We start from the raw sequence: 12,543 nt of genomic DNA on the forward strand, positions 1-12,543 counted from the left end.
TTTGTGCCAGTTCCCGAAGCGGCGACAGTGTTTCGATGTGCTTCGGGCATTGCCAATCTCGCAATGTTCAGTCGATCGCGATTGCGTAGTTCTCGATCACCGTATTGGCGAGCAGTTTTTCGCACATGGCCTTGAGATCGGCCTCAGCCTTGCCCTTGTCGGCGCCATCAAGCTCCAGGTCGAAGACCTTGCCTTGTCTTACATGGCCGACGCCCGAGAAGCCGAGGGCACTGAGCGCACCCTCGATAGCCTTGCCCTGCGGATCGAGAACGCCGTTTTTCAGTGTGACGGTGACACGAGCCTTGATCACTTTGTCTTTCCTGCCTTACTTGACGAGAACCGGGCCGGTGCCGCGCACAGGCTCGTTTTCATTGATGATGCCGAGACGGCGCGCGACTTCGGAATAGGCTTCGAGCAACCCGCCGAGGTCGCGGCGGAAGCGGTCCTTGTCCATCTTCTCGTGGGTTTCGATATCCCAGAGCCGGCAGCTGTCCGGCGAGATCTCGTCGGCGAGGATGATGCGCATCATATCGCCTTCGAAGAGACGGCCGCATTCGATCTTGAAATCGACGAGCTGAATGCCGACCCCGAGGAAGAGGCCGGTCATGAAGTCGTTGACGCGAATGGCAAGCGCCATGATGTCATCGAGTTCGGCGGGGTTTGCCCAGCCGAAGGCGGTGATGTGCTCTTCGGAGACCATCGGATCGTCGAGCGCGTCGGACTTGTAATAGAATTCGATGATCGAGCGCGGCAGCACGACGCCTTCGTCGATGCCGAGGCGCTTGGCGAGAGAACCGGCTGCGACATTGCGCACGACGATCTCCAGCGGGATCATCTCCACTTCCTTGATCAACTGCTCGCGCATGTTGAGCCGGCGGATGAAATGAGTGGGGATTCCGATCTTGTTCAGATGGCTGAAGATATATTCGCAGATGCGGTTGTTGAGGACGCCCTTGCCATCGATGACTTCGTGTTTCTTCTTGTTGAAGGCAGTGGCATCGTCCTTGAAGAACTGGATCAAAGTGCCCGGTTCCGGGCCCTCATACAGAATCTTTGCCTTGCCCTCGTAGATACGGCGGCGACGGTTCATCGTGGTCATTCTCTATTGTTGGCGCTCTTGGGATAGCGCGAGTGGATCGATCTCGTGGCGTCCCCTTAAAGGAAAAGAGTGGGTTTCACAATCCGCCTGTCGCTCCTTCCCCGGTTTGACGATTCTGTGGCCCCGGTTTCAAGATTCTGTGGCCCCGGTTTCCGGATTTCGCGACCTTGGTTTCCAATTTTACGGAATACCGCCAAGAGAATCGAATGAATTCGCAAGAGGAGTTTAGCGCCTTTTCCTCTACGGTGAAATGAAGGCGAAATGGCGGGCCGTTTATGCAGGTTTTTATTTGGCGGCTCTGCTTGGCAGGGCGCGGCGAAGTTGCGCCTGCAAGGCGCGAGCGGCGATTTGCCCGTGGCGCCAGCTTTCGGAGCGGATGAAGGAGGGGATCTGCATGGCCGGCATCGGCCGGGCGAGCGCGTAGCCCTGCAGCGTATCACAGTCGAGTTCTTCGAGAATGCGGATATGCTCCGCCGTTTCGACGCCCTCGGCGATGACGAGGATGTTCAGCGAGCGGCCGATATCAATAATCGAGCCGACCAGTTTGCGCTGCTCGGCCGATTGCGGCAGCATGCGGATCAGCTCGCGGTCGATCTTCAGCGTCTTCGGGCTCAGGCGCAGCAGGCTGACGATCGAGGCATGGCCGGTGCCGAAATCGTCGATCTGGATGTCGATGCCGAGCTTGCGCAGCTTTTTCAGGTTGGCGGCCACCGCCTCGTCGCAATCGTCGAGCGAGATCGATTCCAGCAGCTCGAAGGAGAAGGTGCCGGGCTCGATCTTCAAGGCGCGGAGCTTCTTGCCCAGATCGGGATCGGCGAGCCGCCTGGCGGAGACGTTGACCGATATCTTCGGGATCGGCAGCCCGTCCTTCAGCCACAGCTTCCGGTCGGCAATGGCGCGCTCGAGGATCAGGGCGTCGATGGTCGAGACGGCGTCGAGATCCTCGGCGATGTCGAGGAAGCGGTCGGGCGTCAGCAGCCCGTGCACCGGGTGCTGCCAGCGGGCAAGTGTTTCGACACCTGCGACATCGAGCGTGCGGGCATCGAACTGCAACTGATAGAAGGGCACGAATTCATTGCGTTCGAGGCCGATCAGGATCTCGTCTGCAAGGTGCTTGGCGGAGATGATGTCGCGGCGGGCAGCGGCCGAGAAGAACTCGAAGCGGTTGCGGCCCAGGCCCTTGGCGCGGTAGAGCGCGATATCGGCGTCGAGCAGCATCTGCTTGGCGTCGAGCTTCGCTCCGCTGTCGATGGCGATGCCGATGCTGGCACCGAAACGGCAATCGTGCCCCTCATATCTGACGGGTTTGCGCAATTCGCGGATGACACGTTCGGCAAGGCCGGCGATCTTCTTCGATGCGGGATCGACAGTGCAGAGGATGACGAATTCGTCGCCGCCGATGCGGGCGACGAAATCGGCGGCGCGGACGGATGTTCTCAGCACGCTTGCGGCATGCTGCAGCATGGCATCGCCGGCCCGGTGGCCGAGCGTGTCGTTGATCTGCTTGAAGCGGTCGAGATCGATGTGCAGGATCGCCAGAGCCAGGTTCTTGGCCCGGCATTCCGCCGCACGCTCGTCCAGCATCTTGTCGAGATAGCGGCGGTTCGGCAGCCCTGTGAGGTAATCGTGCAGTGCCAGGTGCTCGATGCTCTCCTTGGTGGCTTCGAGCTCGCGGTTGCGCGCCTCGGCCAGATCCTTGGCGCGCTGCAGTTCGTTGCGGAGCGCGACTTCTTCGGTGACGTCCCAGTTGGCGCCGATCAGTTTGCGGTGGCCGTTGCCGTCGACGAAGAAGGCCGAGCGGGCGCGGATGACGCGTTCGGCACCGTCGCCGCGGATGATGCGGTATTCCTGCTGGAAATCGCTTCCACTCTCGACGCTGCGGTCGGCCAGGCCGAGCACGCGCTCGCGGTCGTCGGGATGCAGACTTCTCGCCCAGGCGTCGCCGGCGATCTGGCGCGAGGCGCCCTGCAGCCCGTAAATGGCGATGAGGCGGTCGTCCCATTCGACGGTATCGTGCTCGATATCGGCTTCAAATACGCCGATGCGGGAGATCTCTAAGGCCAGATCCAGGCGGCGCGACAAACGCGACAGCGTCTCTTCGGCCTGCTTGCGGGCAGTGATATCCGTGTCCGTGCCGACGATGCGCGTCGGCACGCCGTTCTCGTCCCATTCGACGCAGGCGCCGCGACACTCGATCCAGACCCAGTGGCCGTCCTTGTGGCGCTCGCGATATTCGAAGACCTGGTAATTTGGATCGCCGGCGTTCTGCCGGTCGATTGCATGGACAACAAAATCGCGATCGTCGGGATGGAGGAGCTGCAGCCAGGCCTCGTAATCGCCGTCGGCTTCCTCCTCGGGCGCCATGCCGCGGATGGTCTTCCACGTCGGCGAGTAATATTTCCGGTCGAGACGGTAATTGTGATCCCATACGCCGAGACCAGAGCCGACGAGTGCATAATTCCAGCGGCTCTCCCGCTCGGCCAGGTCGGAATCATCGGTTGCCCCATTGCCGATGCCTGCCTCAACCGCTGCGGCATCGCCATGCGGATCACCGGCCTCTGGATGGGCTTTCTTCACGGGCATTCTCGCTTATCTCACCTCGGCGCAGTCTGCTGTCATTCCATTAAGAAAGACTTAGAAAGCACTTGCTCAACAAGCGAGAATGCGGGTTTTCCTCAATCAGCGGAGAGCCGGCCGAGGAACTGGGCAAAGACCATGGTGCCTTCGGGCCAAGGGCCGTGACCGGAATCGGCATTGATGTGGCCGGCCTCGCCGGCATCGACGAGGAAGGAGCCCCAGCTGCTGGCGACATCATCGGCATGTTCGTAGCTGCCGAACGGATCGTTGCGGCTGGCGACGGTGATCGACGGGAAGGGCAGCGGATCGCGTGGATAGGGGCCGAAGGTCATCAGGTGCTTCGGTCGGATGTCGGGATTGGCGACATCCGGCGGGGCGACGAGGAAAGCGCCCGCCACCCGGTTGCGGAAATGCGGGATGGCATGGATCACCGAGGGCACGCCCAGCGAATGGGCGACGAGAACGACCGGGCGGGTCGAGGCGTTCACCTCTTCGGCGATGCGGGCGATCCAGTCCTCGCGGACCGGCTTCGTCCATTCGGCCTGTTCGACGCGCCGCGCCGTGCTGAGCTTTGCCTCCCAGCGGCTCTGCCAGTGGCTCGGGCCGGAATTGGTGTAACCGGGGATGATGAGGATATCTGCGTCTGAGGCTTTCATGATGCCGCCGATGTGAGAAAGCTGGTCCAAGATGTCAAGAGGGGGTGTCAAGGGAGGGAGCGACACGGGCCCTGAAAGTTGCTATATTCCTCCAGTGCCGGTTGCGGATTTCGTATCGGCTTGCCCGCCGATGCTGTCCGCCGCCGATCAGGTCTCGGCTGAGGAGGAGAAAGCTATGGCGGCATTTCACGTCATGACGGGTGCAAGCGAAAGCATAGCGCGGCCCGTCGTCAATCGCATCGGTATCGCCGACGTCTTCGACGCGCTGAAGCGCGGATATGACGATTTCATGGAGAAACCGTCCCACTATGTGTTCCTGTGCCTGATGTACCCGATCGCCGGCGTTTTCCTGACGCTGTGGACCTCGGGCGCCAACCTTTTGCCGATGGTCTTCCCGCTGATGGCGGGTTTCGTGCTGATCGGCCCGATCGCAGCGATCGGCCTCTATGAGATCAGCCGCCGGCGCGAGGCCGGCCTCGACGCGTCTTGGACGCATGCGCTGGACGTACGCCATTCGCCGGCGCTGCCGTCGATCGTCGCGGTCGGCTTGATGCTCTGCGGCCTCTTCATCGTCTGGCTGGTGACGGCGCAGACGCTCTACAGCAATCTGCTCGGCGAGGTCTTTCCGCGCAGCATGGGGGATTTCTTCCGCCAGGTCTTCGGCACGTCGGAGGGCATGCAGTTGATCATCTGGGGCAATCTCATCGGCTTCGTCTTTGCGCTCGTCGTGCTGGCGATCACCGTCATAACCTTTCCGCTACTGCTCGACCGCGATGTCGGGGCAGTCGCCGCCGTCACGGCATCGATCCGCGCGACGATTCTCAATCCGGTGCCGGTGCTGCTCTGGGGCCTGATCGTCGCTGCGCTGCTCGTCCTCGGCACGATCCCGGTCTTTGCCGGGCTTGCGCTGGTTATCCCGATCCTCGGCCATGCGACCTGGCATCTCTATCGCAAGCTGATTGCGCGGGAAGCCACAGCATAACCACGGCCTGGCCTGCCGGAATCCCGGAGATCCCTCGGGGGAAATCTCGGATCCCTCGGGGGAATCTGAGATCCCTGGGGAATCTAAGATCCCTGGGGAATCTAAGATCCCTGGGAACCTCGAACCTGCCTCGGAGTTTGTTTAACCGAGAGCATGATGTCGTCGACATCATGCTCCGGAGACGTCGAGGGAGGATTCTAGAGGTGACGATGAAGCATCTGTTCGCCCGCTTCGCAACAAAAGTATCGGAATGGGCGGGCAAACCCGTCATCTTCATCCTGGCGCTGATCGCCGTCGTCATCTGGGCGGCACTCGGCCCGTTCTTCGACTATTCGGAAACCTGGCAGCTGGTGATCAATACCGGCACGACGATCATCACCTTCCTGATGGTCTTCGTGCTGCAGAACGCCCAGACGCGCGACACGCGGGCGATCCAGGCCAAGCTCAACGAAATCATCCTGACCAGCCATGCCGAAAACCGTTTCATCGGCATCGAAAATCTCGACGAGGAGGAGCTGAAGCACCTCGACCACCTGGTCGCCAAGGCCGCAAAGGGCAGGGGTGAGACGGAGGCTGGCAGGACATCGGAATCAACCGAAGCAGCGAATGCGGCGCCGTCGAAGAAGGCGGGAGCGCGCAAACGCTCTGTGATTGCCAAAGCACCGAAGCAAAAACAGCGGCCGCTTGAGAAAAGCTAGACTATGAAATACAATCGGCACTATATTCAGTTCATTAAATCCAACTCCGCAGGGAAAAATGAACGACTCCTTTCTTCGAGAGCCGCAGGTTGAGCTGTTCTTTCAAGCTTATTTCATAGGATTGACGTTAGGTCATTTGCCATTTTTCTTCGACGATATCGGCTTTATCGCGTTTATTCCAAAGTTTATTGTTTCGATACCAATAGTTTTTGTTTTGTTTATTTTTTATCGTGTGAAATACATTGAAATAAATTCACGGCCATTTCTTTGGTCGTCTATCATTTTTGTAGTAATTTTGTTGCTGATTGTAGCCGCTTTCTTGTTGCTGTCGGGCGGAAGTATTCAGAGGCTGACCTTGTTAGCTTTTTTCCTAATTATTTCTCTGCCTTCTATCCTTGTCTCATGCATCTACTTCCCAGTTATGATCAGGCTGCGACTAAGGAAAAAAGCCATCTGATAGATTCTCGACGGAGAGATATGCTGGCAGAAAAACGGCGCTTGCAAGGGCGCCGCTATTTCGTCGATTGAGGGTCGCTCAGGCGTTGCCGAACACCCGCCGGAAAATCGTGTCCACATGCTTGGTATGATAGCCAAGGTCGAACTTCTCCCGAATATCTTCCTCCGAAAGCGCAGCGCGTACCTCCGCATCAGCAAGCAGCTCCTCCAGGAAATCCTTGCCCTGTTCCCAGACCTTCATGGCGTTGCGCTGGACGAGGCGGTAGGCATCTTCGCGGGAAGTGCCGGCCTGGGTCAGTGCCAGCAGGACGCGCTGCGAATGGACGAGGCCGCGGAATTTGTTGAGGTTCTTCTCCATGTTCTCGGGGTAGACCAGCAGCTTTTCGATGACGCCGGCGAGCCGTGACAGGGCGAAATCGAGCGTCACGGTGGCATCAGGGCCGATCATGCGTTCGACCGAGGAATGGGAGATATCGCGTTCATGCCAGAGGGCGACGTTTTCCATCGCCGGCATGGCATAGGAGCGGACCATGCGGGCAAGACCGGTCAGGTTTTCGGTCAAAACCGGGTTGCGCTTGTGCGGCATGGCCGAAGAGCCCTTCTGGCCGGGCGAGAAATATTCCTCGGCTTCCAGCACCTCGGTGCGCTGCAGGTGGCGGATTTCGGTCGCCAGCCGCTCGATCGACGAGGCGACGACGCCGAGGGTGGCGAAATACATGGCGTGGCGGTCACGCGGGATGACCTGCGTCGAGACCGGCTCGGCCTTCAGGCCAAGGGCTCTAGCGACATGTTCTTCGACGCGCGGATCGATATTGGCGAAGGTGCCGACGGCGCCTGAGATGGCGCAGGTCGCGACTTCCTCGCGGGCGGCGACGAGGCGCTGGCGGCAGCGCTCGAATTCGGCATAGGCAAGCGCCAGCTTGACGCCGAAGGTGGTGGGCTCGGCATGGATGCCGTGCGAACGGCCGATGGTGACGGTGTCCTTGTGTTCGAAGGCGCGGGTTTTCAGCGCTGCGAGCAGCCGGTCGATATCGGCAAGCAGGATGTCGGTGGCGCGGACCAGCTGCACGTTGAAGCAGGTGTCGAGCACGTCGGACGAGGTCATGCCCTGGTGGACGAAGCGCGCATCCGGGCCGACGATCTCGGCGAGATGGGTGAGGAAGGCGATGACGTCATGCTTGGTGACGGCCTCGATCTCGTCGATGCGGTCGACGTCGAAGGTGGCGGCGCCGCCTTTCTCCCAGATCGTCTTTGCCGCCGATTTCGGGATGACGCCGAGTTCGGCCAGCGCGTCGCAGGCATGCGCCTCGATCTCAAACCAGATGCGGAACTTGGTTTCGGGAGACCAGATGGCGACCATTTCGGGCCGGGAGTAACGCGGGATCATGGGCGGCTGCCTTCACTTCAAGAGGTTTGCTTTGTCGAGGTTAGCGCCCCTGTAGCAAAGACGGGCGGCAATCTCAACGCATGCGTTTGGCAAGATGATAGCTGCTTGCGACAAGACAGACGAGGCCGAGCGGCAGGAAGAGGCGCAGACCGATCACCAGGAACTGATAGACGGCGCTGATACTGGTGAAGACGAACTGGAAAGCCCAGACGATACTGCCGAAGGGCGCATGCCAGCGCGAATAGAACATCCTGTATTCCATGGCGAAGAGGAAAGCGGTCATCAGGATCGTGGCCGCGGTCAGCGTCACGAAAAAAGCGGCAAAACGCGTTTCCAGCGGCCTGTCAAAGGCAAGGAAGCGGGCGACCGGCAGGGCGAACGGCCAGGCAAACAGGCCGCCGGCGAAATAGAGTGCGGCGATCTCGGCCAGTCGGCTCGTCTGCAGGCCATTGCGCAGGTAAAGGCCGAGCATGGCGGCGACAAGCATCTGCATGCCCCAGAGCAGCGCGCCGGCGATCAGATCGGGGTAGGGCGGCCGTGCAGCTCTTAGACGATCCATCCGTTGGCGATCCGTCCTCGGGCGATCCATGCTCAGGGTTGAACCGGAACGGCGATCCAGCGTCCGTTCCTGTCGGCATCGAAGGCCAGGACGAGGGCGATGTGAACCTGGTTTCCGCCTTCCGGCTGATAGACCACGGCGCCGCCGATCCGGTATTCGACGGAACATACGCGCTCGGCCGGAACGGCTGTAGCCTGGCGCGCCGCCTGCCGGTTCGGAGCGCCTTCCTTCTCGATCATCTGCAGGCTGAAGCCGATGACCCGCTTGTCGACCGCAGCGCAATCCTTCGGCGTCGGCACCGGCATCTCGCCGAGCGAGAGCGTATAGGGCGCCTTCGGCGGACCGTCGGTCGCAAGCGTCGTGTAGCGAAGCGTCTTCGAAGGGGAGCCGAGTTCGGTCGGCGGATTGAAGGCGGCGATCAGGCCGGGATTGGTCAACAGATCGTATTTGTCCATCTGGCTGCGCGCCGCCGTCAGGTTCTGCCGCCGCGCCTTGGAAAGATTGGCGTCCCTGTCGGTCAGCTCGGTATGGAAGGGCGTGCCCTCGAGATAGCGGCCGTCTTCGGTATCGATGAAGTAGGTGTTGGAGTAGGGAAGCTTGCCGCTCTCCTCGATGCCGAACTCCTGAAATCCGAAAACCTTGCCGTCGGCGGAAAAACCGATCGGCTGGATATTGGCGATATCGCCGGCAAGTGACAGGCCGGGCAGGCCGGCAAATGCGGCAGCAAGCATGCCACCAATAATCAGACGTTTGTTCATGCTCGTGCCCCTTCGGCTGCCTGACGCAGATCGGCGACGGTCCGGCGATAATCCTCGACCGTATCGCCCTTGAAAATTGCCGAGCCGGCGACGAGGACGTTGCCGCCCGCCCGCGCGACATCAGGCGCCGTTTCCACCGTGACGCCGCCATCGACCTCGAGCTCGATCGGCCGGTCGCCGATCAGTGACTTCGCCGCCGCGATCTTCTTCGCCATCGCCGGAATGAACTTCTGCCCGCCGAAACCGGGATTGACCGACATGATCAGGATGAGATCGACATCGTCGAGCACGTTCTCGATGGCGCTAAGCGGCGTCGCCGGATTGATTGTCACGCCGACCTTCTTGCCGAGATTACGGACGGTCTGCAGCGAGCGGTGCAGATGCGGCCCGGCTTCGGCATGGACGGTGATACGGTCGCAGCCGGCCTTGGCGAAGGCTTCGAGATAGTCGTCGACAGGGGAGATCATCAGGTGGCAGTCGAAGGTGGCTGATGTATACGAACGCAGCGACTTGATGACATCCGGGCCGAAGGAGATGTTTGGCACGAAATGGCCGTCCATCACGTCGAGATGGATCCAGTCGGCGCCGGCGGCCGTCACGTCGCGCACCTCCTCGCCGAGCCTGGCGAAATCCGCTGCGAGGATCGAAGGGGCAATGCGAATGGGCAGCGTCATCAAATCTTACTCCGTATGGGCCCGCCAGAGCGCGGGGCCCGAATTCAAGGCTGGCGCGCCGTTCATTGCGTCGGCGCGGCAGGTGGAAAAAAGCCGTTGCCCCGCCATTCGAGCAGGCGGTAGGGGTTTTGCGAAAGTTCATGCGCACCGGTGAAGGCAATAGTGCCGACCGGCGTCTGGAATGTTGCGCCGAGAAGCATCTCCTGGAGGGGCTTGCCCGCCGCGGCGGCGGCTTGTCCCGCCTGGCCGGCAATGAGGGCCGCGGCCAGCGACGGCAGGACATAACCTTCCGGCTCGACGCCTTTGGCGCGCAGCGCATCGGCTGTCGCTGCGCTTTCCGGCAGAAGGGCGTATTCGGGCAGGGCGACGGCGCGCACGCCATCTGCGAGCGGCAGCGGCTGATTGGCGGCGCGCATGGCATCGCCGCCGAGGATGGACAGCGGGATGTTCTCGGCCTTGGCGTCGCGGGCGATGACGGCGACGTCGTTGCGGTCGCCGCCGATGAAGACCCTGGTGGCGCCGGCCCGTTTCAGGCGGCGGACGAGGGCAATCTGCTGCTCCTGTCCCGGCCGGTAGGTATCGGTAAAAACCGGCTTCAGGCCGTTCTGCTCCAGCGCATTGCGGATCGCTTCCGTCAGTTCGCGGCCATGGATGGTGCCGTCCTCGATCAGGGCGATCGGATCGGCGGCCCAGTCCTTCAGGATCACTTCGATGACCTTTGCCGCCTCGGCGCCGTCGGCGGGCGCCGCCCGGAAAAGCGGCCAGCCGTTCTTCAGCGCATCCTCCATCAGGATGCGGGAGCGCACCGAGACGGTGATCGCCGGAATATTGGCGTCCTTCAGCTTCGGCAGCGCGCCTTCCAGCGTCTCGCTGCAGAGAAAGCCGACCGCGACCTGGACCTTGGCGTTGACAAGAGCATCGGCGACCGCGGCACCGCTATTCTCCTCGCAGGTCTCGTTGATGGCGACGAGGATATTTCCGGACTGCTGGATCTCGAAACCGGCGCCGGCGGCAATCTGGGCGCCGAGGAGGGCGAGCGGTCCGTTCTGAGGGGCGACGACACCGATCGTCACGCCGGCCGCATGGCTTTCAGCCGCCGCTCCCAGCAGCGCCAGAAAAGCTGCTATGCCACGCAGGTTGATCATGAAAGGCGGAGATCCCTAGCCATCGTCCATGCCCTTTTATCCGCAAGGCCGCGATCGTCAAAGAAAAACAAGCGCAACGCAGCGCTTTTCACCGGTGCTATTGTAGAAAAGGTAACCGATGCTCGCCATATTGGCGCGATAGCAAAGACGAACCGGATAAAACGCATACGGGAGAAGCAGGTGTTGAACAGGCAGCATATCGACCCCGGCCTTTATCGCGATGCCATGAGCCGGTATGCCGGCCATGTGCAACTCGTGACGACGGCGATGGGCGAACTGCGCCGCGGCGTCACCATCACCGCCGCCTGCTCGGTCTCGGACAATCCGGCCTCGGTGCTGATCTGCCTCAACAACACCAATCCGAAGAACGAGATCTTCTTCCGCAGCGGCATCTTCGCGCTGAACACGCTTGGCGCTCATCATCAGAGCGTCGCCGACGCCTTTTCCGGGCGCACGTCGCTTGCCAATGACGACCGTTTCGACAGCGCCCGTTTCGAGATGCTCGTGACCGGCGCGCCGGTGCTGGCCGATGCGCTCGCCGCCTTCGATTGCCGGGTCATCGACATCAAGGAAATGCCGACGCACAATGTTATCTTCGGCGAGGTTGCGGCTGTCCGCTTCAGCGAAAAACACCCGGCGCTAATCTATATGAACCGGGATTATCACGCGTTGTGATTTCCGCAGCGATCGAGATTTCGAGGGAATAGAGAATGGACAATGCCGGGATCGAGGAAATGTTTCAGGGGCTCGGCCCCGTCACGGTCAAGCGCATGTTCGGCGGCAAAGGCATCTATCATCTCGGACGGATCATTGCGCTCGAAGTGCGCGACGAGATGCTGCTGAAGGCCGACGAGAAGAGCGCCCCGGAATTTGCAGCTGCCGGCTCCACGCAATGGACCTATGAGGGCAAGAAGGGCAAGCCGGTAAAAATGCCCTACTGGTCGATCCCCGACGAGGCTTATGACGATCCCGATCTGATGGCGAAATGGGTGAGGCTTGCCTATGAGGCGTCGCTTCGCGCCGAATAGCAGAGCAATTCCAGCAAAAGTGCGTAGCGGTTTTGCGTCCGGAATTGCGTGAAAACAAAGAGATAGAGCATTTCCGTGATTCGGAGAAAAGCGGAAATGCTCTAGCGTTCAGCAGTCGGCAAGGCTGCGATGGCGGCTTTGGTGAAGGCCGACAGCGGCTCGGGCAGATTCGTCAGCGGAAACCAGCCGAAATCCGAGAGCTTCTCCGGTTCGGTCAGTTGAGGCTCGCCCTCGACGTCGCGAGCGAGATAGAGCAGAGAGATCCAGTGTTGGCGATCGGCATCGATGATCTGCTCGGTCATGCCAAGCCGTTCGATGCGGCCGATCGTCAGGCCGGTTTCCTCCTCGGCCTCGCGGCGCGCGGCTATCTCTGCCGGCTCCATATGGTCGACCTTGCCGCCGACAATATTCCAGTAGCCGGCTTCAGGTGCACGCAAGCGCTTGTAGAGAAGGATCCTGGCGTCGCGCAGAATCACCAGGCCGACGCCGAGGCCCGGAAAATCGAGACCGGGCCTGCCCATTGG

The 12,543-nt window shown here is 61.0% G+C and carries 15 protein-coding genes; 5 read left to right on the plus strand and 10 right to left on the minus strand.

Annotated features, from left to right (window positions below):
- Positions 1-67: 67 nt before the first annotated feature.
- The 4 genes from purS to GFM02_RS19680 form a co-directional block, all read right to left on the minus strand.
- Positions 68-310, minus strand: coding sequence for a phosphoribosylformylglycinamidine synthase subunit PurS (purS, locus tag GFM02_RS19665; protein WP_077978274.1), 243 nt, complete (start codon positions 308-310; stop codon positions 68-70).
- A gap of 15 nt (positions 311-325) precedes the next feature.
- On the minus strand, positions 326-1,090 hold the full coding sequence (gene purC, locus GFM02_RS19670; protein ID WP_003540062.1) for a phosphoribosylaminoimidazolesuccinocarboxamide synthase: 765 nt from the start codon (positions 1,088-1,090) through the stop codon (positions 326-328).
- A 294-nt stretch (positions 1,091-1,384) separates the two neighbouring features.
- A complete protein-coding gene (locus GFM02_RS19675; protein WP_168322497.1) occupies positions 1,385-3,682 on the minus strand; it encodes a bifunctional diguanylate cyclase/phosphodiesterase in 2,298 nt (765 codons plus the stop codon).
- Between the two features lie 92 nt (positions 3,683-3,774).
- Positions 3,775-4,332: an RBBP9/YdeN family alpha/beta hydrolase gene (locus GFM02_RS19680; RefSeq protein ID WP_026265268.1), complete on the minus strand. Its 558-nt coding sequence runs from the start codon at positions 4,330-4,332 to the stop codon at positions 3,775-3,777.
- A gap of 175 nt (positions 4,333-4,507) precedes the next feature.
- On the opposite strand from GFM02_RS19680, the gene GFM02_RS19685 reads away from it, so the two are divergent.
- The 3 genes from GFM02_RS19685 to GFM02_RS19695 all read left to right on the plus strand — a co-directional run bounded on the left by GFM02_RS19685 (position 4,508) and on the right by GFM02_RS19695 (position 6,469).
- Positions 4,508-5,314 carry a DUF2189 domain-containing protein gene (locus tag GFM02_RS19685; RefSeq protein WP_168273249.1) on the plus strand — a complete coding sequence of 269 codons (807 nt, stop codon included), beginning with the start codon at positions 4,508-4,510 and terminating at the stop codon, positions 5,312-5,314.
- 209 nt (positions 5,315-5,523) lie between these two features.
- Positions 5,524-6,012 carry a low affinity iron permease family protein gene (locus GFM02_RS19690; protein WP_168273259.1) on the plus strand — a complete coding sequence of 163 codons (489 nt, stop codon included), beginning with the start codon at positions 5,524-5,526 and terminating at the stop codon, positions 6,010-6,012.
- A 58-nt stretch (positions 6,013-6,070) separates the two neighbouring features.
- On the plus strand, positions 6,071-6,469 hold the full coding sequence (locus GFM02_RS19695) for a hypothetical protein (RefSeq protein WP_168273248.1): 399 nt from the start codon (positions 6,071-6,073) through the stop codon (positions 6,467-6,469).
- 78 nt (positions 6,470-6,547) lie between these two features.
- On the opposite strand, the gene purB is transcribed toward GFM02_RS19695, so the two are convergent.
- The 5 genes from purB to GFM02_RS19720 all read right to left on the minus strand — a co-directional run bounded on the left by purB (position 6,548) and on the right by GFM02_RS19720 (position 10,991).
- Positions 6,548-7,855 (minus strand): adenylosuccinate lyase, encoded by a 1,308-nt coding sequence (purB, locus tag GFM02_RS19700; RefSeq protein WP_168322498.1) that lies wholly within the window; start codon positions 7,853-7,855, stop codon positions 6,548-6,550.
- Between the two features lie 73 nt (positions 7,856-7,928).
- Positions 7,929-8,414, minus strand: coding sequence for a hypothetical protein (locus GFM02_RS19705; protein WP_168273246.1), 486 nt, complete (start codon positions 8,412-8,414; stop codon positions 7,929-7,931).
- Between the two features lie 32 nt (positions 8,415-8,446).
- Complete coding sequence (locus GFM02_RS19710) at positions 8,447-9,172, minus strand: DUF2259 domain-containing protein (RefSeq protein ID WP_168322499.1); 726 nt, start codon at positions 9,170-9,172, stop codon at positions 8,447-8,449.
- Positions 9,169-9,846, minus strand: coding sequence for a ribulose-phosphate 3-epimerase (gene rpe / locus GFM02_RS19715; protein WP_168322500.1), 678 nt, complete (start codon positions 9,844-9,846; stop codon positions 9,169-9,171). The genes GFM02_RS19710 and rpe overlap by 4 nt, the downstream gene beginning before the upstream one ends.
- 62 nt (positions 9,847-9,908) lie before the next feature.
- Positions 9,909-10,991 carry a branched-chain amino acid ABC transporter substrate-binding protein gene (locus GFM02_RS19720; protein ID WP_168322501.1) on the minus strand — a complete coding sequence of 361 codons (1,083 nt, stop codon included), beginning with the start codon at positions 10,989-10,991 and terminating at the stop codon, positions 9,909-9,911.
- A gap of 180 nt (positions 10,992-11,171) precedes the next feature.
- On the opposite strand from GFM02_RS19720, the gene GFM02_RS19725 reads away from it, so the two are divergent.
- Positions 11,172-11,666: a flavin reductase gene (locus tag GFM02_RS19725; protein ID WP_020050115.1), complete on the plus strand. Its 495-nt coding sequence runs from the start codon at positions 11,172-11,174 to the stop codon at positions 11,664-11,666.
- A 35-nt stretch (positions 11,667-11,701) separates the two neighbouring features.
- Entirely contained in the window at positions 11,702-12,019 is a 318-nt protein-coding gene (locus GFM02_RS19730; protein WP_020050114.1) for a TfoX/Sxy family protein, read from the plus strand.
- A 101-nt stretch (positions 12,020-12,120) separates the two neighbouring features.
- Here the strand turns inward: GFM02_RS19730 and GFM02_RS19735 are convergent, their stop codons facing one another.
- Positions 12,121-12,540 carry an NUDIX domain-containing protein gene (locus GFM02_RS19735; protein WP_168322502.1) on the minus strand — a complete coding sequence of 140 codons (420 nt, stop codon included), beginning with the start codon at positions 12,538-12,540 and terminating at the stop codon, positions 12,121-12,123.
- Positions 12,541-12,543: the final 3 nt, after the last annotated feature.

It is taken from the genome of Rhizobium leguminosarum bv. viciae, from assembly GCF_012276115.1.
Classification (GTDB): domain Bacteria; phylum Pseudomonadota; class Alphaproteobacteria; order Rhizobiales; family Rhizobiaceae; genus Rhizobium; species Rhizobium leguminosarum_T.